We start from the raw sequence: 21,175 nt of genomic DNA on the forward strand, positions 1-21,175 counted from the left end.
GAGGCGGTGCGCGTGCGCCAGGCCCCAGGCGGTCTGGATCGCCACGTCCAGGATCCGCTCCAGCGCCGCCCGCGGGCCGCCCTCGTACAGGCGTCCCCCGCGGATCCAATGCCGCAGGCTTCCGCCGTCGACGAACTCGGCGAAGACCCGCGGAACCGCGCCCAGCGTCTGCACGTAGTGGCACGTGCAGATGTTGGGGTGGAGCCCCAGCGCCACCCACGTCTCGGCCTCCTGGACGAACAGCCGCACCAGGTCCTCGCTCGCCGGCATGCCGGGACGCGGGCACTTGACGGCCAGGTCGATGTCCCAGCCGAGGTGGCGGACGCGGTAGACCAGCCCCATGCCGCCGTCGCCGTACAGCTCGCGGACCTCGTAGAGGTCCAGGATGCGGTCACCGACCGCCCACTCCTCCGGGACGCCGTCCGCCGCCGCGGACGTGGCGGGGTCCACGAGCGTCGGCGCGGGCGGCGGCGGCCGGTAGACGCTCGCGCCCCGCCACCATGTCCGTCTCGCCACGGCTTCCCTCACATCCGCCGCGCATCATCACGCCGGTACAAGGATGTTCCACGGCCGGCCGGACGAACAGCCCTCAGACGGCTTGGGCGGGAGGCCTCGTGGTCGAGTTGGTCCAGCGCTTGTTGGTGTCGTTGACATCGCGCTCGACGGACGTGAGCTCCACCTTGAACGGGATGCCCGGGCGGCCGCCGACCTTGACCAGGAACCTCCCGCGTCCCGGGGGCTCGCTGTCCCGCTTGAGCTCGGGGTTCCAGGACGGCGGCGTCGACCAGTCGATGATCATGCGCTCCTCGATGGAGGACATCCGGACCACCTCGTTCACCATCGGCATCTCCGCCTGCGGCAGCCCGCCGCAGATCACCATGCCCGCGCGCTCGGCGAAGCCCTTGGCCTTGAGCCGGTCGGCGCGGTCGCTCAGCGACAGCAGGTCGGCCATGGTGTGCGTGATCATCACCTGCCCCGTGCCGCGCTGCCGGTTGAGGCGGGTGAGCGCGTCGACCCGGTCCACCAGGCCGCGCCCGGACCGCAGCACCCGCCACAGCTCGTCCAGGACGACGAAGAAGTGCCGCTGCGGTTCGAGCCCCTCGTCGGCCAGCGCGTGCGCGGCCTCGATCGAGCCGAACCCGTCCGACCAGCACGCCAGCAGGACGGCGGCCTGCAGCTCGGCGTCGGCGTCGTCGATCCCGCTGATGTCGATGCAGACGCCGCCCGGATTGTCGAGCTCGATCGCGGTGGTGGTCTGGTGCGCGAACGTCTCGCCCATCGGACCGTCCAGGACGCCGAGCAGCGAGGCGTGCAGCGGGTCGACGGCCGCGCGGTACCGCGCCTCGTCCCCGCGCGCGAGGGTCACCGCGCGCAGCCGCTCCGGTCCGTCGTCGATCACCTTGATGAGGTCGGGCAGGACGGGCACGCCGCGGTGGCGCTCGTCCAGCACCCGCAGGGCGGCGTTCAGAACGGTGCGCTCGGTGTCGGCGATCGGCGCGCCGCGCAGCAGCGTGACCAGCGCGCTGACCATGTTCAGCCGGCGGCCGTGCGCGTCGGCGATCAGCTTGGCCCGCGCGGGCCCGGGAAGCCTGGCCGCCGCGTGCGCCGTCGCCCCCGGGTCGAGCACGTTCAGCGAGCCGAGCCCGCGGCCGAGCTTGATGATCTGCCCGCCCATGGCCCGGACCAGGTCGACGTAGTCGGGCTTCAGGTCGCCGAGCACCATGGGGAACACCCCCTGCCCGACCAGCCCCACCACCATCCTGCGGATCAGCGTCGACTTGCCCAGCCCCGGCTTGCCCAGCACCAGGGCCGACGGGTTGTGGATCAGGTTCGCCCGCTGGAACCACGAGATCGGGTCGCAGCACAGCGCCGCGCCGGTGGTCAGCTCGCGGCCGAGCGGCACCCCCACCATCGGCGTTCCCGACCCGGCCCCGAACGGCCACAGCCCGCACACCTGGACCGTGGTCCCGCGCCATTCCGACGGCATCTCCACGTAGGAGGCCCGGCCCCCGCCGCGGCGGGAGAACCCCCGGAACCCGGGCTTGAGCTCGGGCCTGGGCTTCTTCTCCTTCTTCTTCTTCTTGCTCTTCTTGCCCTTCTCGCCGTCCTGTTCGGCGAGGAGCTCTCCGACCACTCCGGGGACCGGTTCGGCGGGGCGCTTCACAGGGCCTCCCGCACCAGAGCCGGCACCTGAAGGTGGTCGGGGATGACGATGCCCAGCGGAAGGGCGGCCGCGAACGCCGACGCCTGCGACCCGTACATCTGACGCAGCCGCAGCCGCGCGGGGCCCGTGAGGGTGTCGACGGCCGCCGCCGCGACCGGGAGCTCCTCGGCCGAGCGGACGGTGGCGGTGATGAGGACGGTGAACCGGATCACTCCCGCTCCCCTGGCCTCCTCGAGGGCCGACTGGTCGCTCTTGATCACGTCGATCTCGTTCCGGGCGGCGCTGGAGGCGCCGTCGAGGCGGAAGCGCGAGTCCCGGCGGTCCCGTTCCACGATCCGGGCCGCGGAGGCCGGATCGTGCGGACGGTAGAGGAACGTGACGCGCTTGCGGGCGATGTCGTGGTGCGGGGCCACCAGCCCCGTCATCACGTTGGACAGCACCTCGCCCCGCGGCGCCTCCGACATGCCCCAGGTGATGGAGCAGCCGCTGTCGTGGACGTAGTGGTCCCACGACTCCTGCGCCGCGACCGGCCCGGCGTCCTCCCAGCGGATCTCCTGGTCCTCGGCGGCCTCCAGGACCTTCTGCGCGTCCGGGTCGTAGGCGATCCGCACGGCGCGGGCGAGTTCCTTCGCGGTCAGCGCGCGGGCGGATCCGGCGCCGGTCATCGCCAGCCCGGAGATCAGTCCGGGAATGCGCATCCCGATCTCCCGCACCATCGCGTCCTGGTCGCGCCGCTTGCCCCCGAGTTGCGGCAGGGCCGCGTAGGTGACCGCGATGCGGGTGGAGACCCGCGCGCTGCCCACCGGGTAGTTCCAGACGATCTCGTCCAGGGCCTGCCGGGCCAGCTCGGGCGCGTTCGGGTCGGTGTTGGCGTAGATCTCCTCCCGGAGGCGGGTCCCGGTGTCGGGGGCCGTCTCGATGGTCACGCTCGCGGAGACCAGCCCCGGCTCGTAGCTCAGCGAGGCCAGCCACTGCCCCCAGTGGGAGACCCACGTGTCGATCTGGGTCTGGTCGACCAGCGCCGCACCTTCGGCGTTGCACTCGAACACCACGGTGTAGTGCTTCGTGGACGGGATCACGACCAGGGCGAACGGGCGCCCGTAGGAGTCGCGGCCCTCCACCAGCCGGGACTGGGCGAGCAGCCCCGGAAGGCGGCACGTGCCGTGCGGGACGACGCTCAGCGGTCCCGAACGGTAGAGGTGCCACCCCTGGGAGCGGCCCGACCACCAGGTCACCCGTGCCGTGAGCGACTGGAGGGCGGTCCGCCCATGCGCGTCCTGGATGACGAGCGGCAGCATGACCACCCCCAGCGCGACGGCGCCGAGCAGGGCCAGCATCAGCGACAACGTCGCGATCAGGGTGATGACGATCAGCCCGACCATGAGGATCAGCGTGCCCGCCAGTCCCAGCCGCCCGATTCCAGGGGACACCGGCTTCCGCCAGTTCCCGTACGTGGGTTCACGGTAGTCGGACGTCACGCCGCCTCCACCTCATTCCTTCGGCTACGCACTGCCACTGGGACCGCTTCCGCTTCCGCTGCTGCCGCTCGGGCCACCGCCCCCGGACGGAGGCGAGTACCCGGTACCTCCGCTGGAGGAGGAACCAGAATCGGGGGGCTGGTAGGGCGGCGGCTGACTGCCATTCCCTCCGATGGAGGAAAAGTCGGGAGCGGGAACGTCATACGGCGGGACGCTGGAAGAAGGGTCGGCGCCCGACGGGCCCTGCGGTCCTCCGCCGCCGCCCGGGCCACTGCCCGAGCCACTGCCCGACCCGCTGCCCGACCCGCTGCCCGGCCCGCCGCTCGGGCCACCGCTCGGTGCCCCGGTCGGCCCGCCGGTCGGTCCACCCGTCGGTCCGCCACCCGGTCCGCCGGCCGGGCCACCGCCCGGGCCACCGCCTGGTCCGCCGCCTGGTCCGCCGCCCGGGCCGTTGGGCGGCCTGGGGGGCGTTCCGCCGCCGCCCGTGCCGCCGCCCGCGCCGCCGCCTCTGTTACCCCAGCCCCAGCCCCAGCCGCCGCCGGAGCGGGTGCGCGGCGCGGGAGCCGCCCCGCCGCCGCCACCGCCACCGCCGCCACCGCTCGCCAGCAGGCCGGTGAAGAGACCCGTCGCCGACCTGCGCATGGTCACCGCGGTACCGCCGTAGGTGAAGTGGCCGACCTGGCGGATGCCGAAGAAGCCCATGCCCTCCGTGGCCACGGGCATCACGGCGCGGATGGTCGTCGGCATCGCGAACACCGACCCGGCGGCGAGGGCCAGGCCGGCGAGGCGGTCGGCCTCGTACTTGGACGCCATCAGGGCCAGGGCACTCGCGTCGATCGTCGCGATGACCGGCTGGACCGCGACGAAGGCGACCAGCAGGCCGAGGCATCGCTTGTAGGCGGCGTCTCCGTACGAGGTGAACCGGGCCGCGGCGACCGTCGGGAGAATTCCCACCAGGACGACGAGAGCGCCGTTGCGGAAGAGCATCAGAACGAACTGGATCGCCGACGAGAGCGCTGCGGCGAGGGCGAAGAAGGCCAGGATGAACGAGGTGTCGTCCTGGTTTCCGCCGAGGAGATCGATCCCGTTCTTCCAGTTGTCGATCCAGGCGTCGTTCTTCGGGCCCATGCCCGCGACGATCCAGTGCGAGTACCTCTGCCCGGCGATGTTCAGCAGGTTGACCAGCGTGGCCAGCGTCAGGACGATGACGGCCAGTTCGAAGAACTGGGACATCGCCTGTCTGAACGGCGCGCCCTTGCGTTTGACCGCGATCCGGAAGGCCGCGACGAGGAAGCCGACGAACGCTCCCCCGGCGGTCATCCAGTTGCTGTACTCGCGGATCCCGTAGAGCACTCCGCCCTGTTCGCCGGTCATCTGCACGCTGTAGGCGTCGCTCATCCACCAGGTGAGGAACGTCTGGAAACTCGACAGCGCCCAGTCCAGCAGTTTACTGACGAGCCATGCCCACGCCTGGTTGAGGAGATCGTCCATTACGAACCCCCTGAACGGCGTGGAGCGGAGATTGCGAAGTCGCTCGACCTAAACACGACGGGCCTTCTTCTCAGAAATCATCGACCAGAAGGGTGACGAACGCGAGGGCCAGCCCTGAGCCCGCCATGACGCACGCGAGCAGCACCCACCTCAGGTCGGCGGCGTGCGATCCGAACTCGCCCCTCTTGTGCTTGACCCCCATTTTTCCTCCGACCAGGATGAAGCCCAGGACGCATGCCGCCAGCGCCGTCCAGATCATCCAGCGGAGCAAGGGTTGGATCGGTTCGGTGACCTCGCCCACGCCCTTCGCGTGGCCGCGCGGCAGCGAAGCGTCGGGCCTGGCGTTGACGTCCGGCTTTCTGCCGATGGGAGGCTTCAGAACGTTCGGCTTCTTGTCAGAATGGTCCTTCTCGCACTGCTTGGGGAACATTCCACTGGTGTGCTGCCACTGGTTGCAGAACTCCTCCACACCCCCCACGCAGTCGATCTTCTCGTCGTCGGTCTTCAGATCCCAGCAGGAGTCGTTCTTCTTGTCTTCCTTCGGCCACTGGGTGCTGGTGCTGGTATTGCAGTAGCCGTCCGGATCTGAATTGCTCCTGGCGATGCAGACCTTGAACTGGTAGTTCGTGCTGCGCTTGTAGTCGGGGATCTGGATCTCGTCGCAATGCCCCTTCGTGCCCTTGTGCACGAAGGCCACCTCGCGCCCGTCGAGGATGGCGTAGCCGCGCGCGACGTGGCCGTCTTCGTTGGTGTCGCACACTCTGATCCGGCCCGACTCCGGGTCGAACTGGAGCTTGCCGCCGGGGTCGGTGTCGATCGTCTCGATGTCCTTCGTCTTGTCCCAGTCGACGGGCGCTCCCAGCGCCGCGAAGCCGACGGTCGCCACCCGGCCCGGTCCCTGGACGGCCGGGAGGGCCTCGACCGCGAGCCGCGCCGGGCCCGCGGCGAGCGGACCGGCCGGTTCAGAGCGTTCCAACGAGGCCGCCCCGCGCTGCCCGTCCAGGGCGATCTCCGGTGCGGGAGCGGGGAGAAGACTGATCGTGAGCAGGGCGGCGCCCAGCGCCAGCAGCGCGGCGGACAGGACCGACACGCGCCGGCGCGCGGGCGCCCGGCCCCTGCGGCCCCTGCCGCCTGCGCGGAGGTGCCGGGGCGCCGGCCTCAAGCCGCGAGGTTTCTGACGATCAGTCCGGCGCTCACGATGAGCAGGCAGCCGAAGCCCACGATGAACATGCTTCCGAGGTGACTGCCCCCCTCGCCCTTCTTGTGCTGGATCCCCATCCGGGCGCCGATGATGACGAAACCCGCCACGCAGGCGAGCAGGCCGCCCCACGCCGCCCAGCCGAGCAGCTTCTCGATCTTGTTCGCGAACGGCGGCGCCTCGCCCTGCCCCGGGTTCGGGATGTCCCTGGCAAGGGCAGCCGCATGGTCGAGCAGGTGGGCCGTCCACGTGATCGTCGCGTCGAGCATGCGCGTCCTCCGAGATGATGCGATGAGGGTCTGTCCGGCCGGAGTCGGCGGACGGCGACTTGGCCGGGGCTCACCGGCGCGCGTCGCGACGCATCCGCCGTCCGCGCGATCGATGGGCCCCATTCTGGAAGGGGTCGCCGCCTGTCAGCGCTGGACCGGCGGGCTCCTTCCGAGCACGGTTCTGTACTTGTACTGGACGGTCCGGGGGCCGCACTGATCGGCAAGCGCCGCAGGGCGGCGACTCTGTTGCGATCAGGAGGGGACCGGACCGCCCACGTCGCGGACCAGACGCGCGTAGGCGGGGGGAAGCCGCACCTTGTCCGGAGGGTCGCCGAGGCGGAAGGCCTCGACCCACGGCAGGTCCCAGAGACGCGGGACTCCGCCGGCGATCAGACGCATGAGGTCCGCCAGCGGCTTCGGACGCTTTCCTGGAGCGTCGGCCACCACGGCCAGACCGATCAGCTGGACGCTCGGGAGGGTTCCCGCCGCCCACTGGGCCACGGCCGCCTGGGCGGCGCACAGCCCTGCGGCGTGGCTCCTGGCGACGAGCAGCACCTGGGACTGCCCCGGGGGCGCGGGCGTCGGCCAGTAGCGTCCCGCGCTCACACTGTTGGGGATGAGCGCGGCGAGTGTGGAGGCGCCGGCTCCCCCATGGCAGGAGGAGAGCCAGATCCCTGGAGCTCGTCCGTTGTAGGTGACCAGTCCGAGCGTGCTTCTCGGCACCGGTCCTTGTTCTGCTGGTATGACCGCTTGGGCAGCATACCCCTCGTGCTGAGGTCGGGTCTGCCGAACAGGATATGCCGAGCCCGGCACGCTCGGCAGCCCCTCGGGGCCGGTCCCCCCGCGCTGCGGGCCGCCGCTCTCCGTTGCCCGCACCACGGGTGCCCACCTCCGGGAAAGTCACGAGCGGCTCTGCTCTGGCCTGCTGGCTCCGCACCAGCGGAGATCAATCTACTGGGACCGACCGTCCGCGAGCCGCCGCTCCCGTCAACCCGTCGGCCTGCGGTCTCCCGGCGCCCGTTCCCGCGCGCGACCGCAGGACCCACCTTGCATCACCGCGCGTTGACCGCACTGTCTTGGTCGGCGGGTCCGTGCAGGCGAGGCACGCCCGAAGAGGACGCCGACGGTGGCGGCTCGGCCCTCCGCCCCCGGCGGGAGGGTCGGCGACGTCACCGCCGATCTGGGAGGGCCACATCATCAACTGTTCCGGGAATGATCCCCGATGGTGACCTTCAGCCTGGGCAAGCTGATCTTCAGGACGGGCTGCTTCGGGTCGATGGCCATCGCAGCGCTCCTGGTCGCGGCGATGTTCGTGGCGGTCCAGAACATGCTCGCGCCCGGCGCCACCTTCGCCTGCGGACCGGCGAACCCCGACGGCCCCGACCTGCTGAGCCCGGCGCCCAAGCCGAGCCGGACGGGCGGCCCGACCGTGGCGCCGGTGGTCTACCGCCGCGCTCAGGCCGGAGGGTCCCTCGACGCCGGAGCCGTGCGGAACGTCGCCGCGGCGGCCAAGGCCCCCACGGACAGCATTCCCGCCAACTACGTCCAGCTGTACAAGGCCGCGGGCCCGAAGTACGGCATTCCCTGGTACCTGATCGCCGGAATCGGAAAGGTGGAGACCGACCACGGGCGGTCCAAACTTCCGGGCGTTTCCTCGGGGGAGAACTACGCCGGCGCGGGCGGCCCGATGCAGTTCCTGCAGAGCACCTTCAACGCTTATGCGGTCGACGGGAACAACGACGGTAAAAAGAGCCGCTACGACCCGGCGGACGCAATTTTCAGTGCCGCGAACTATCTGCACGCCAGCGGCGCGCCCGGTGACACCAGAAAGGCGATCTTCGCCTACAACCATTCCACGGACTATGTGAACCTGGTGCTGTCGTGGGCCGAACGCTACGCGGGCGGCAAGTTCTCCCTCGGCGGTCAGAACAATGCCGGAGCATCATGCGCCTCGTTCGGCGACGGCGGCAACTGGAAGCCGGGATCGGTCTGCCCCGCGGGCGGGGGCATGGTCGAAGGCAACATCACCAAGCGGACGGCCTGCGTCCGCGACCAGATCAAGACCCTGTTCGGCGTCCCGCGCGGGATCGGCTGCTACCGCGCCAACGGCGGCATCCCCGGTGGGGGCGAACACCCCCTCGGCCGCGCCTGCGACTTCATGATCAGCTCAGGGGCGCCGAACGCCCGCGAGGTCCAGCTCGGCTACGACATCGCCAACTGGGCCAAGGCCAACGCCGGGCGCCTCGGCATCATGTACATCATCTACCGCCAGCACATCTGGAACCCCGACAGGGCCGGCGAGGGCTGGCGGCAGATGGAGGACCGCGGCGGCCTGACGGCCAACCACTACGACCACGTCCACATCTCCGTGCTGGGCGACGTACGTGCTGCCTGACCACGGGGCCGCCCGGCCGCGCCGCGGCACGCATCCGCCCGCCGCCCTTCGGAAGGAGCCCATGGCCGCCCCCGGACGCCCGCCGCGCATCGTGTTCCTCGCCGCGCTCACCTGCGCCCTCGCCTCCTGCGGGACGCCCCGGGCCACACCGGCCCCCAGCACCGCCCCCACCAGTGCGATCTCCTCTCCGCCGCCTGCGACCGCGTCCCCGAAAGTGCCCGGCGGCCTTCCCGACCTCACCCGGCTCGACCACTACGACGCCACGGCGGTGTCCAAGGCGGCGCTCACCCTGATGTGGCTCGTCGACTCCACCACCGATCACAGCCAGCGCGACGCCTACCAGCGAGCGATGCCCCTTCTGGACGACTTCTACAAGGTGTCCGTCTCCGACCAGCCCGGCGGCGTCGTTCCCGGGCAGTGGACCGAGCACCATGCCTACGCCAAGGTCCGCCTCGCCCGGCGAACCCCCGAAGGCGACGTCCCCGCCGACACGCCCACGCTGGCTCACCGGGGATGGGGGATCACCGTCACGCCCACCGGCCGGGACGGCTGGAAGGGCTCCCCCGTCCACGCCACCGCGTTCGTCACCCTCCGGCGCAAGGATCCGAGCGCCCCGTGGCGCGTGTCGGCGGTCGGAACCGCTTGAACCGGACATCACGATTGAGGAGGCTCTATGGCCGGCAATGACGACGACGACGTTTACGTGGTCTTCATAGGTATTGGCTTTGTGAGCGCGCTGCTGGGCGGGGCGAGCAGTTTCCTGACGTGGTTGGCGGGCCAGTTGTCCGGGGTCCTTTCGGGCGGCGGATGGCCGGATTCCAGCCCGACGGACTGCCTGCGCATCACCTACAACCTCGTGCGCCATCCGAACGATCCGCGCGGCGCGTGGCCGCCCGCGGCGGCGGCGGCCCTGGGGTCGGCCCCGATCTTCTTCGGCCTGCTCGCCGTGCTGCTCCTGGCGATGGCCCTCGGCGCCTACGTCCTGATCCGGCTCCTGCTGAACTGGCGGCGCCACCGGACGTGGCGCCGGCTGCGGCTGGGCTTCGCCTCCGGCTGGGAGGTCCGCAAGCTGCTGAGCGCCCGGACCGTCCAGAGCAAGGCCGCACAGGTCCGGCCGTCGACGCAGAACGTTCCCGCCCGCTCGGTGAAGCCCGAGGACGTCGGGTTCTACATCGGCCGGGACATCAGGTCCCGGCGGAAGCTGTACGCGTCCCTGGAGGACACCGCGATCATCCTCGCGGCGCCGCGCCAGGGGAAGGACGTGCACTTCGTCACGCCGTTCACCATCGACGCGCCCGGCCCCTGCATCGTCACGTCCAGCCGCCGCGAGACGTTCATCAACACGGCCATGGTGCGGTCGCAGTTCGGCGAGGTGTACGTCTTCGACCCGTTCAACTGGACCGGCTGGCCGAACCGGATGCGCTGGTCGCCGCTGCAGGGGTGCGAGGACCCGAACGTGTGCGCGGTCCGGGCGGGCACGCTCGTCCAGACGAGCGGTTTCGACATCGGGCACGAAGGCGGCAGCCTGCTCGGCGGCATCATGACGATCATCCGCTGCCTGCTGCACGCCGGCGCGATCGGCCGGCTCAACTTCCGCGAGGTGATGCGCTGGGTCTACGAGGCCAACGGCGAGGAGGCGCTGGAGATCCTGCGCCAGGGCGAGCGCGAGGGGCGGACCGCCCCCGGATATACCGGGGCGCTCGAGTTCAACATGCGGAACGAGAGCATGTGGTCCGGAGTGATCCAGGTCATGTCGTGCTTCTCGCAGCCCGAGGTGCTGGCGGACTGCACGCCGGACCCCGGTGAGGAGTTCGACTTCCGGAAGTTCCTCCAGGGCCGGAACACCCTGTACTTCGTCTCCAAGAAGCAGAGCGACTGGGGCGGCATCGCCCCCATCGTCACGACCATCATCGAGCAGTACTTCCGCAGCGCGCGCGGCACGGCGATGAAGAATCCGAGCGGCCGCCTCGACCCGCCGCTGACGTTCGAGCTGAACCAGGTGGCCGACATCTGCCCCCTCGGCGGCCTCGCCACCTACATGGGCGAGTCCGGCGGCTACTCGATCAGCGTGCACGTCTACCTGACGTCCCTGGCGGAGGCCCGCCGGGTGTGGGGCACGGACGGCGCCGCGTCCCTGTGGGACAACGCCACCGTCAAGATCATTTCGGGCGGCTCCGGCACGGTCAAGGACCTCTCCGACCTCGCCGACCTCGTGGGCAAGCACGAGGGGAAGCACATCCTCAGCCCCGAGGAGCTGCGGACGATGCCGTTCGGCCGCGCCGCCGTCGTCGCCGGCACCGCCCGTCCCGTCGAGATGTGGCTCACCCCCTGGTGGAAGCGCGGTGACCGGGACGCCATCGCGAGGGGCAAGGCGGCGGCCGAGGCGATGATCCAGAAGATGCACGCCGGTCAGCCGGCCCCGACCGCCACGCTCCACGACGTGGCCGCGCCGGGCGACGAGGAAGGCGACGAGTCCGCCGTCGTCTGGTGAGATCGAGCGGCGGATCGGGAGCCCGAGGAGGGTTGCGCAATGACGGCGCGCACGGACGTCTAGAAGGGATGGGCTATACATTCGTCGACAGGTCAGCGAGGAGGGTCCCTGTGCCGACGTCCGACCTTCTCGTCCGGGGCCCGAGGTAATGGTCACCGCACCGAACCTCATCGTGGCGGGGAACCCGGACCTCGCCCAGAGGCTGCGCGCCACGGGTCGTTTCCCCGCCGTGTTCGACGCCGCCTCCGCCAGCGGGCTGCGTGACCTGTCCAAGAGCGGCAGGGTCCGCGCCCCGGCGGCGTTCATGTTCGCGCCGGACTTCGAGGAGGACCTTCCGGAGGCCGGTGTCCCCTTCCTGGCCGACAGGCTGGCGGCGAGCGGCCACACCGTGATCGTGCACGGTTTCTTCACCGAGCGCGGCGACGTCTTCGCCCCCGAAGTGATCGCGACTGCGAAGCCGCTGACCCTGGCGGAGCTGCTGGAGCTGCTCGGCGCCCCCCGGTCCGAGCCGGCGCCGGGCCCGGCGGGGACGACGTTCACCTGGCCGTCCGACAGCCCCCCGCCCGAGCTGAGGGTCGCCGCCGCCCCCCGCGCCGACTCGTCGAGCCTGCTCCCCGGGTACGGCGGGCTGTCGATCCTCCGTCGCGGCGCCGGCTCGGTGACCTACCGCGCCGTGCACGAGGAGTCCGGCGCCGAGGTCGCCGTCAGGGTGCGGCTCGACGGTTCCGAGACCCCGGCGGAGGAACTGGCCGCCCTCGAACGCGCCTCCCGCAGCGAGCACCTGGTGAGCGTGCTGGAGAGCGGCCGCGCCACGAGCGGGCAGCGGTACACGGTGGCCGTGTACTGCCCCGCCGGCGCTCTCCCGCCGGAGCCTCTGCCGGTCGCGGACGCGGTCGGGACCGCCGTCGCGACGGGCCGGGCCCTGCAGGCGCTGCACGACGAGGGACTGGTGCACGGTGACGTCCGTCCGAGCCGGATCATGCGGGGCGAAGCGGGACCGCTGCTCACCGGCCCGGCGACCGCGCGGGGACTGGCGGCGCACACCGCGCCGGGCGTCCTGGCGCCGGTCGCCCGGGACCGCGTCGAGCCCGGGTTCGCCGCTCCGGAGGCGCTGCTGGGGCGTCCGCAGACCGTGCAGGCCGACGTGTACGGGCTCGGCGCCACCCTGTGGGGCCTGCTGGCTGGGCGCGCCCCCTTCGCCACCGGCGGCGGACGCGCCCCGGACGAGGCGGCTCCCCGGGTGCCGCGCGACGACGTGCCGGAGTGGCTCGGGAACGTCCTCGGAAAGGCGCTGGCGAGCGAGCCCGCCGACCGGTACCCGACGGCGCGTGCGTTCGTCGAGGCGCTGGAGGAAGGGCTCCGCGCCGTTCCCCCGCACGACGTCCCTGGGGAATACGCGCCTTGGTCGCCGTGGGACAAGGCGGCACCGGAGCCCGTTCCGGCGCCGGCCGCCGTCCCGGAGCCGCAGGTGCCTCTCGCTGACCAGGAGGTGCACTTCGCGGAACCGCAGGCGCCCTTCGAGGACCAGCAGGTGCACTTCGGGGGGCAGCAGGCGCCCTTGGAAGACCAGCAGGTGCACTTCGCGGAACCGCGAACGCCGTCGGCGGAAACGCAGGTCTCCCCGGGAGGGCCGCAGGCGTCCTTCGCGGAGTGGCAGGCGGCCTTCGCGGAACAGCAGGCGCCGTCCACCTACGAGCAGATGCCGTTCGAGGGACAGCAGGCGCCGCCCCCGCAGCAGTATGCACAGCCCTCGTACCGGCACGTGCCCTTCGAGGAGCCGCAGGCGCCGCTCACGGAATTCGCGGACCAGCCGCTGCACTTCGCGGAACCGCAGGGGCCTTTCACCCAGCAGGGGGAGCCCGCGAAGTCGCAGCGCCCCCGGATCGTGCTGCTGGCGCTGGTGGGGCTCGTGCTCGCCGCGGTCGTGTTCAGCGTGATCGCCCTCCTGACGGGCTCAGGCTCGGCCGACCGGCGCCGTGCGGACCCGCCCGCGGCGTCGCCGCCCGCCTCGCGGGCTCCCGCGTCGCAGGCTCCCGCCGCCCCCGCGCCCGCGCCCAGCTCGGGCTCGCCGACGCCCACGTCCACCCCGACGGCGGTGCGACCGGAGACCAAGTTCAGCCCGAGCCAGGTGCAGATCGTCGACAACCGCGTCTCGATCGAGATCAGCTGGAAGGACGCCACCAGCGGCAAGGCCGCGTACTACGTGGTCGGCGGTCCGGCGGGGCGCACGCCGTCCACCATGGCCAACGTGCCGGCGGGGACCGCGAAGGCCACGATCCTCGCCCTGAACCCGAGCGTGGAGTACTGCCTGACGGTCGTCGCCGTGCTGGACGTCGACCGGGTCGCCTACGCCAAGCCCGTCTGCACTCACCGCGGCAAGCGGGAGGGCTGAGCCGCCCACAGCGGCGCGCGCGGGTCCCACCACCAGAGCAGGCGGCGCGGCAGCGGCCGGGAGCGGCGCAGCGCGGCGGTCACGGAACGGACCTCCGAGACCGTGAACGCGGCGTCCTCCAGGGTGACCGAGCCCCCGTAGCGGACGGCGTTCACCAGGCGGCCCACCCTGCGCAGCCGGGCGGGGTCGGTGCGCGGCAGTTCCCGCGCGAGCCGCTCCACCATCTCGACCGGGGTGGCGGACGCGGGAACGGGCAGCCCCGCGACGCGCGTCGCCACCAGCAACTCCGTCCAGGCCGCCCGGATCCGGTCGGGCGCGGCGCCCCGGCGCAGCCGCCGGGACCGGATCGCGCCCAGCAGCGGCGCCCCGATCAGGAAGGCCAGCAGGACCAGCGCCGGGAGAACGAGCAGGCCCTCCGGGCCCGAGCCCGAACCCGAGCGCCCGCCGCCGCCCGCACCGCCCTGGTCGCCGAGGTCCTGGGCATCGGGACCGTCGGACGGCTCATCGCCTTCTTCGATCCGCTTCCCGGAACCGGTCTGGGGGGACGCCTGCGTACGCTCGCGCGGGTTCGGGTCGTAGGGCACCCAGCCCAGGCCCCGGAAGTAGATCTCGCCCCAGGCCACCGCGTCGCCGGTGCGGACCACCCGTTCGCGGTCGCCGCTGCCCGGCCCGAACCCGACCGCCACCCGGCTCGGCAGACCGGCCGCCCTCGCCAGCACCGCGAACGCGCTGGCGAACTGCTCCGACGTCGCGCCGCCGCCCCGGCGGCCCGGGGCGACGAGCAGCTTCGCGAGTTCGGCGTAGCCGTGCCCGCCCGGCGCGCCCGGCTTGAAGGTGTAGGAGGCGCGCAGGTACGCGGCGAGGCGGGACGCGCGCTGGTGCGCGGTGCCGTCCCCCGCGGCCGCGAGGGCGATCTCCTCGAGCTTGCCCGGCGCACCGGGCGGCAGCCGGAGGTAGCGCTGGTACTGCTCGCCGGAGTCGATCACGGCTCCGGCCGCCTGCGAGCCGCTCCACTCCGGAACCTCGCCCGTCGCGGCGTACTTCCGCCCGGCCACCGGGCCGTCCGACGACAGGAGCGTGCCGGACTCCTGGTCCTGCTCGACCGCGAGACCGTCCACCCGGGTCGGGATGCCGGGGACCGGCACCCAGCGGCCGGGCAGCCTGCCGACCGAGACGCGCACGCTCGTCCGCACCGTCTTCGGAGGCATGTCGGCGGGAGGGAGCAGGGTCGCCCCGCTGAGAAGGTAGGTGCTGTCGGGCAGCCAGGTCGGCCCGGTGAACTCGGAGAGCACGGCCCACCGCAGTTGGGTCTTCGGCCCCGACACGTTCAGCAACGGCACATCGGGCTCGGCCGACCATGCCGAGAGGTACGCCAGGGGGTTGCGTTCCTCGGCCGGCGCCTCGGGGGCCTCGGCGGCCCGGCGGGGATCGGCTGCCTTGACCGGCCAGTCGTCCAGCATGCCGGACCCGCCGACCGCGGCGACGGCCCCGGGCAGGGCCACCGCGCAGGCCACCGCCGCGACCATCGCGCCGACGCGCGGGCGAGGCCGGCGGCGGGCGGGCGCGGGCCCCGCGTCCGCCAGGTCCGGAACGCGCACGGTGAACCCGGCGCTCGCGGTGTCCGGACGGGCACGCGGTGCGGCGGCCAGCAGCACGGCGGCGCAGGCGGCGACCAGGGCGGCCGACCAGTAGCCGGGCCCGGCCGCCTGCGGGTTGAGCGCCGTGGCCCCGCACAGGAGCAGCGCACCGGGCAGCAGCGCGGGCAGGACGCGCCCGTCGCGGCGCAGCACCGTCGCGATGGCCGCGGCCAGCCAGATCGCCGCCACCGGGAACGCCAGCAGGTCCACGGTCACCGGGGCCCGCGGCGAGGTCGTGAGGATGCGGGCGCCCGAGTGCAGCACCGCGTCCGCGGCGCCCGGCACCGGTCCCTTGACCGGCCCGGGGGCCCAGGAGGCCAGGACGACCAGCCAGACCGCGGCGACGGGCAGGCCCGCCAGGATCGCGGCGGGGCCGAGGCCGCGCAGCATCCGGTACGCGGCCGACGTCACCGCGACGGCGAGGGCCGCGGTCACCGCCAGCACCGTGAACGCGGGAAGGGGCCGGTCGTACCCGGCCGCGAGCAGCGGCGCCGACGCGGCGGAGGCCAGCGCGACGGCGGCGGACGACAGCGCGGCCCGGATCCGGTTCACTGCGCCCACCAGCGGCTCTCGTTCCACCGCTCGGCGAAGCCGGCCGCGTCGGGCGCGCGCAGCAGCCGCACCCCGGCGGGCGGCACGAGGCCCCCGCCGTCGCCGGGGCCGATCAGGCCGACCAGGGAGACGGTGTGCCGCGCCGCGAGCAGCCGCATGGCCGCGGGGGGGGGGGCCGGCGCCCCCCCCGCGGCGCCCCCCCCCACCCCCCCCCCCGGGCCCACCACGCCGTGCTCCCGCAACCATCCCCGCAGCTCACCGCCGCGCGCACCGCCGCCCCTGACGGCCGCGACGACCGGCCGCCCCCGTTCCAGCAGCTCCGCCACCAGCCACCGGCCGATGAACCCCGTCGCCCCCAGGACCAGGGCCTCGCCGGCCGCACCCTCGCTCAACGTCATGGCGAAAAAGTAGACCGGTCTACCTATTTTGTCCAGCGGCGCCGGTCAGCGCTTCTTCTTGGGGATGACGCGGAGGCGGTGGTCGTACCGCCAGAACTTCAGCGCCTTGCCCTTGCCCACGTAGACGTCGTGCAGGCCGACGCACTGGCTGCGCCCCGTCCCGGACAGGTCGGCCATCCACCTGCCGGTCGGCTCGTACACGTCGAACTGGTAGATCTTGTACGCCCGGCCGATGTCGATCTGGTAGTGCCTCTTGTGCTCCAGATTCGGCGCGTAGCGGAAGCCCTTCTGCCACTGCAGGTTGCCCTGGTACCCGAGGGTGGCGTTGATGCTCTCCACCGTGGCGCCGAGGGAGACGGTGACCGTGTGCCCGATCGTGAAGGTGGTGGAGGCGTCCAGGGTGCCGGGACCCCAGCCCGAGACGGTCCACGGGTCCTGGTTCTCCCAGCGGGTCCAGGTTCCGGCGAAGTGCCGCTTCCCGCGCGCGACCCGCTTGTCGGTGCACTTCAGGCCGTTCTTCGCCGACGCACCGGCCTTTCCCGCCTGCGCGCCGAGCTCCTTCTTCGCCGCGACACTGGTGGCCGGCCTGGCCTCCCCGCCGGACACCACCGTCGTCCCCACCACGGCCGCGGTGCCGAGGACGGCCACACCGGCGAGCGTCAACCCTGCCTTCTTCATCCGGGAATTCCCCTCTATGACCCGACCCATCCCTTGGGTCGCACGAGCCATTCTTCGAAGAAAGCCGATTCCGGATTCAGGGCCCTAGGACCCCAACCCCCGCGCCCCGGGCCCTACCTGCTCGCGCATCGCCCCGGCCACTGGCACCCCGCCACCTCCGATCGGCCGGCCGCCGGGTTCCGTCGTCCTCGCCGCACCCCGCGTCCTGCGGAAATCCGCAGGGTCAGGTGTCGCGGCGGCGCGCCCAGTCGGCGCGGTGGAGTTCGTATTCGACCTCGCCGTGTTCGGTGCCGGGGATGGGGTCGTCCCAGTGCCGGTGGAAGGTGCGCAGGTAGGTCAGGCCGGACTTCTCCATGACGCGGCGGGAGGCGGCGTTGACGGCCATGGTCTGGGCGAAGACGCGGTGGACGCCGAGGTCGGTGAACGCCTTGGCGATCAGAGCCCGCGACGCTTCGGTGGCGTATCCCCGTCCCCAGCTGGCGGCGCGCAGGCAGTAGCCGAGTTCGGCCTGCCGGGCGTCGTGGCCGTCGCCCGGTTCGAGGGCCAGCCAGCCGATGAAGTCGCCGGAGGAGCGCTCGACCGCGGCCCACCGGCTGAGCGCGCCCCGCTCGTACCAGTCGAGGATCCTGGCGAGGGTCTGGTCCCTCAGGTGGGCGCGGGGGGTCGGCCTGCCGCCGGTCAGGAACCGCATGACCTCCGGGTCGCCGTCGAGCCGGACCAGCTCGTCCAGGTCGTTCTCGGTGAACCGCCGCAGCAGCAGCCGGTCGGTGGTGAGGAATACCTGCACGGCGCCGAGTCCTCCGATCCGCCGAGGAGACGGCCACCCGCGTGATCATCTCGTTCGATGGGCGTTCTGTCCTTGGAACGGTCCTATTTGGGCTGTAGGTCGCAAATGATCGAAAACGTCCGGCTTCGTCTCTACAATCTCATGCGATCGGATACCCGGACAGGGAGGTCCCTCCCGTGAATGGTGAGCACCGCCCCGAGTGGCCGGTCGATCCCGAGACGCCCAGCGTGGCCCGGATGTACGACTACTACCTCGGCGGCAAGGACAACTTCGCGGCGGACCGCGAGGCCGCCGACCAGGTGGTGGCCGCGATGCCGAACGTGCTGGAGTTCACCCGCGCCAACCGCGGCCTGCTGTCGCGGGCCGTGACGATGATGGCCGACCGCGGCATCCGGCAGTTCCTCGACATCGGCTCCGGGCTCCCGACGCAGGAGAACGTGCACCAGGTGGCCCAGCGCGCGGCGCCCGGCTCCACCGTCATCTACGTCGACAACGACCCGATCGTGCTCGCGCACGCGCGGGCGCTGCTGGCCGACAACCCGCTGACCACGGTCATCCAGGCCGACTTACGCGAGCCGGAGAGCATCCTGGACGACCCCGAGGTGAAGGCCCGGATCGACTTCGACCGGCCGGTGGGCCTGCTGTTACTGGCCATCCTTCATTTCGTCCCGGACGAGGCGGGACCGGCGGAGATCGTGGCGCGGCTCCGGGCGCCGCTGGCCCCCGGCAGCTTCCTGGCCATCACGCACGGCCACCGCGGCGAGGTCACCACGCAGGTCGAGGAGCAGGTCCGGGGCGCGTACGGCAGGACGGGGGCGGGCGACATCATTCCGCGCGGGATCGACGAGGTCATGACGTTCTTCGAGGGCACCGAACTGGTCGGCCCCGGCCTGGTCCAGGTGGCCGACTGGCGGGCGGACGCCGAGCCGTCCCCGCCCGACATGTCGCGGCCGGGCTTCCTCGCCGGCGTCGGGAGGGTGGTCTGATGCTGCCGACCCATCTGCTGTTCGGCCGAGCCTTCAGCGAGGACCCCTACGCCGTGTACGCCGAGCTGCGGGCGGCGGGGCCCGTCCATCCGATCGACTTCCCCCCCGGCGCCGCCGCCTTCCTCGTGGTCGACCACGAGCACGGCCGCGCGGCACTGAGCGACCCGCGCCTGTCCAAGGACACCGCGAACAGCGCCGTGCCCGTGAACCCCGAGCTCTTCTTCGGCGGCACGATGCTCGGGATGGACCCGCCCGGCCACACCCGGATGCGCGGGCTGGTGGCCAAGGCGTTCACCGCCCGGCGGGTGGAGCGGCTGCGCCCGCGCGTCCAGGAGATCGCCGACCGGCTGCTGGACGGCGTCGCCGAACGCGGCGAGGCCGACCTGATCGAGGACTTCGCCGTCCCGCTGCCGATCCAGGTCATCTGCGAGCTGCTCGGCGTGCCGGCGCGCGACCGGGCCCGGTTCCGCGAGTGGACGGCCGTGCTGACCGTGCCGGCGCTGACCTCCGAGGCCCGCGAGCGCCGCCGCGAGGCGGCCCGGGCGTTCAACGCCTACCTGCTCGACGTGATCGCCGAGCGGCGGGCCGAGCCCGAGGACGACCTGGTCAGCGCCCTGATCACCGCCCGCGACGGCGACGCCGCCCTCACGGAGGCGCAGCTGCTCGGCACCGTCGCGCTGCTGCTCATCGCCGGGCACGAGACCACCGTCAACCTCATCGGCAACGGGATGCTCGCCCTGCTCCGGGCGCCCGGCCAGCTCGCCCTGCTGCGGGCGCGGCCCGAGCTGCTGCCGTCCGCGGTCGAGGAGCTGCTGCGGTTCGACGGCCCGGTGGAACGGGCGAGCCAGCGCATCGCCCTGGAGGACATGGAGATCGCCGGAACGCCGATCCCCAAGGGCGCCTGGGTGCACGTATCGCTCGGCGCCGCCGACAGGGACCCCGCCGTGTTCGAGGACCCGGACCGGCTGGACGTGACCCGCGCCCCCAAGGGGCACGTCCCCTTCGGCCACGGCCCGCACTTCTGCCTCGGCGCCCCGCTGGCCCGGCTGGAAGGGCAGATCGCCATCGGCGGCCTGCTGGACCGCTTTCCCGGTCTCGCCCTCGCCGTGCCCGCGGACGAGCTGCGCCACCACCGCACCGGCTCGATCGTCCGAGGGCTGGTCTCGCTCCCCGTGCGCGTCTGAACGCCGTCCCGGCTCGGGAACGACGGGGCGCTCTCCACGATGCTCCAGCAGCATGTCCCGATCGCAGGCGGCGATCCGGGACGGCGAACGGCCGAGCCCCGGGGGCGGGACTCGGCCGTCGGCGGTCTTGCGGAGGGGTCAGGCGAGGCCGGACTTCTTCAGCCACTCCTCGGCGACCTTCTCCTGGTCGTCCTTGTCGATGGCGACGCGCTTCATCATGTCCAGGAGGTCCTGGGTGGTGAGCTTGGCGGAGACGCCGTTCAGCGCCGCCCTGGCCTTCTCGTCCACCGCCTTGGTGTTGACCAGCGGCGTGACGTTCTGGGCGGAGAAGACGTTCTCCGGGTCCTCCAGGACGACGAGCTTGTTCTGCTGGATCGTCGGGTCGGTGGTGAACAGGTCGGCGGCCTGGACCTTGTTCTCGGTGAGCAGCTTCACCAGGGTGGCCTGGGCGCCGGCGTCGAACGGCTGGAACTTCTTGAAGTCGAGGCCGTAGGTCTTCTTGAGGCCGACGAGGCCCTGCTGGCGGGTTTTGAACTCCGAGGGCCCGGCGATGATGAGGTCCTTCGCGACCGGCTTGAGGTCGGCGATGGACTTCAGGTTGTACTTGGCGGCCGTCTGCGGGTTGACGGTGACGGAGTCCTTGTCCTCGGCCTTCGCCGAGTCCAGGATCTCCACGCCGGCGGGCAGCTTGGCCTTGAGCGCGGCGTTGATCTCGTCGGTGGTGGCGGCCGTGCTGGTCTTGTCGACCGAGGTGGTGAGCAGGGCGCCGTTGTACTCGGGCATCACGCTGATGCCGCCCTTGACGACCTGGTCGTAGTAGATCTCGCGGGCGCCGATGTTGAACTTGCGGGTGACCTTGACGCCCTTGGCCTCCAGCGCCTGCGCGTACAGCTCGCCGAGCAGGTTGCTCTCGGGGAAGTTCGCGCCGCCGACGGTGACGGTGCCGTTCCCGCCGCCCCCGGAGAGCGGGTTCGAGTCGTCCCCGGAGTCGCCGCTCCCGCAGGCGGACAGCGACAGGGCGGCCACGAGGCCGACGACCGCGCCCCTGATGAGTTTGTTCATGGTGCTCTTCCTT

Annotated in this window: 18 protein-coding genes; 6 read left to right on the plus strand and 12 right to left on the minus strand. The window is 72.2% G+C overall.

What is annotated here, in order from left to right:
- From AB0C69_RS06090 to AB0C69_RS06120, 7 genes are all read right to left on the minus strand, one after another.
- Positions 1-516: protein kinase (locus AB0C69_RS06090; protein WP_360350399.1), on the minus strand; the 516-nt coding region annotated here is incomplete at its 3' end.
- Positions 517-589: 73 nt separating this feature from the next.
- Positions 590-2,164: an ATP/GTP-binding protein gene (locus AB0C69_RS06095; RefSeq protein WP_360350402.1), complete on the minus strand. Its 1,575-nt coding sequence runs from the start codon at positions 2,162-2,164 to the stop codon at positions 590-592.
- Complete coding sequence (locus tag AB0C69_RS06100) at positions 2,161-3,642, minus strand: SCO6880 family protein (protein ID WP_360350405.1); 1,482 nt, start codon at positions 3,640-3,642, stop codon at positions 2,161-2,163. The genes AB0C69_RS06095 and AB0C69_RS06100 overlap by 4 nt, the downstream gene beginning before the upstream one ends.
- Before the next feature lie 24 nt (positions 3,643-3,666).
- On the minus strand, positions 3,667-5,133 hold the full coding sequence (locus AB0C69_RS06105; protein WP_360350408.1) for a hypothetical protein: 1,467 nt from the start codon (positions 5,131-5,133) through the stop codon (positions 3,667-3,669).
- 70 nt (positions 5,134-5,203) lie between these two features.
- The gene (locus AB0C69_RS06110) at positions 5,204-6,223 is read right to left on the minus strand and encodes a hypothetical protein (RefSeq protein ID WP_360350411.1); all 1,020 of its coding nucleotides are present in this window, start codon (positions 6,221-6,223) and stop codon (positions 5,204-5,206) included.
- 68 nt (positions 6,224-6,291) lie between these two features.
- Positions 6,292-6,600, minus strand: coding sequence for a hypothetical protein (locus AB0C69_RS06115; protein ID WP_345179637.1), 309 nt, complete (start codon positions 6,598-6,600; stop codon positions 6,292-6,294).
- Positions 6,601-6,852: 252 nt separating this feature from the next.
- Positions 6,853-7,323: a DUF6668 family protein gene (locus AB0C69_RS06120; protein ID WP_345179635.1), complete on the minus strand. Its 471-nt coding sequence runs from the start codon at positions 7,321-7,323 to the stop codon at positions 6,853-6,855.
- Between the two features lie 499 nt (positions 7,324-7,822).
- On the opposite strand from AB0C69_RS06120, the gene AB0C69_RS06125 reads away from it, so the two are divergent.
- The 4 genes from AB0C69_RS06125 (at position 7,823) to AB0C69_RS06140 (ending at position 13,878) form a co-directional block, all read left to right on the plus strand.
- The gene (locus AB0C69_RS06125; RefSeq protein WP_360350415.1) at positions 7,823-8,995 is read left to right on the plus strand and encodes a lytic transglycosylase domain-containing protein; all 1,173 of its coding nucleotides are present in this window, start codon (positions 7,823-7,825) and stop codon (positions 8,993-8,995) included.
- Between the two features lie 61 nt (positions 8,996-9,056).
- Complete coding sequence (locus tag AB0C69_RS06130) at positions 9,057-9,641, plus strand: hypothetical protein (protein WP_360350418.1); 585 nt, start codon at positions 9,057-9,059, stop codon at positions 9,639-9,641.
- A 27-nt stretch (positions 9,642-9,668) separates the two neighbouring features.
- Positions 9,669-11,486, plus strand: coding sequence for a TraM recognition domain-containing protein (locus AB0C69_RS06135; protein ID WP_353835230.1), 1,818 nt, complete (start codon positions 9,669-9,671; stop codon positions 11,484-11,486).
- A gap of 148 nt (positions 11,487-11,634) precedes the next feature.
- Positions 11,635-13,878, plus strand: coding sequence for a protein kinase (locus AB0C69_RS06140; protein WP_360350422.1), 2,244 nt, complete (start codon positions 11,635-11,637; stop codon positions 13,876-13,878).
- Here the strand turns inward: AB0C69_RS06140 and AB0C69_RS06145 are convergent.
- From AB0C69_RS06145 to AB0C69_RS06160, 4 genes are all read right to left on the minus strand, one after another.
- Positions 13,854-16,076, minus strand: coding sequence for a transglutaminaseTgpA domain-containing protein (locus tag AB0C69_RS06145; protein ID WP_360350425.1), 2,223 nt, complete (start codon positions 16,074-16,076; stop codon positions 13,854-13,856). The two genes, AB0C69_RS06140 and AB0C69_RS06145, sit on opposite strands and share 25 nt — an antisense overlap.
- On the minus strand, positions 16,064-16,465 hold the full coding sequence (locus tag AB0C69_RS06150; protein WP_360350428.1) for an NAD-dependent epimerase/dehydratase family protein: 402 nt from the start codon (positions 16,463-16,465) through the stop codon (positions 16,064-16,066). The genes AB0C69_RS06145 and AB0C69_RS06150 overlap by 13 nt, the downstream gene beginning before the upstream one ends.
- Positions 16,466-16,510: 45 nt before the next feature.
- The gene (locus AB0C69_RS06155) at positions 16,511-17,143 is read right to left on the minus strand and encodes a hypothetical protein (RefSeq protein ID WP_360350431.1); all 633 of its coding nucleotides are present in this window, start codon (positions 17,141-17,143) and stop codon (positions 16,511-16,513) included.
- 223 nt (positions 17,144-17,366) lie between these two features.
- Positions 17,367-17,930 carry a GNAT family N-acetyltransferase gene (locus tag AB0C69_RS06160; protein ID WP_360350434.1) on the minus strand — a complete coding sequence of 188 codons (564 nt, stop codon included), beginning with the start codon at positions 17,928-17,930 and terminating at the stop codon, positions 17,367-17,369.
- A 176-nt stretch (positions 17,931-18,106) separates the two neighbouring features.
- Between AB0C69_RS06160 and AB0C69_RS06165 the strand changes: the two genes are divergently transcribed.
- Positions 18,107-18,916: an SAM-dependent methyltransferase gene (locus AB0C69_RS06165; RefSeq protein ID WP_345184060.1), complete on the plus strand. Its 810-nt coding sequence runs from the start codon at positions 18,107-18,109 to the stop codon at positions 18,914-18,916.
- Positions 18,916-20,100, plus strand: a complete 1,185-nt coding sequence (locus tag AB0C69_RS06170; RefSeq protein ID WP_360350438.1) for a cytochrome P450 — start codon at positions 18,916-18,918, stop codon at positions 20,098-20,100. Before AB0C69_RS06165 ends, AB0C69_RS06170 begins: the two co-directional genes overlap by 1 nt.
- A 138-nt stretch (positions 20,101-20,238) precedes the next feature.
- On the opposite strand, the gene AB0C69_RS06175 is transcribed toward AB0C69_RS06170, so the two are convergent.
- A complete protein-coding gene (locus tag AB0C69_RS06175; protein ID WP_360350441.1) occupies positions 20,239-21,162 on the minus strand; it encodes an ABC transporter substrate-binding protein in 924 nt (307 codons plus the stop codon).
- Positions 21,163-21,175 lie beyond the last annotated feature (13 nt).

Origin of the sequence: Actinomadura sp. NPDC048032 (genome assembly GCF_040653175.1) — a bacterium.
Lineage (GTDB): Bacteria > Actinomycetota > Actinomycetes > Streptosporangiales > Streptosporangiaceae > Spirillospora > Spirillospora verrucosospora.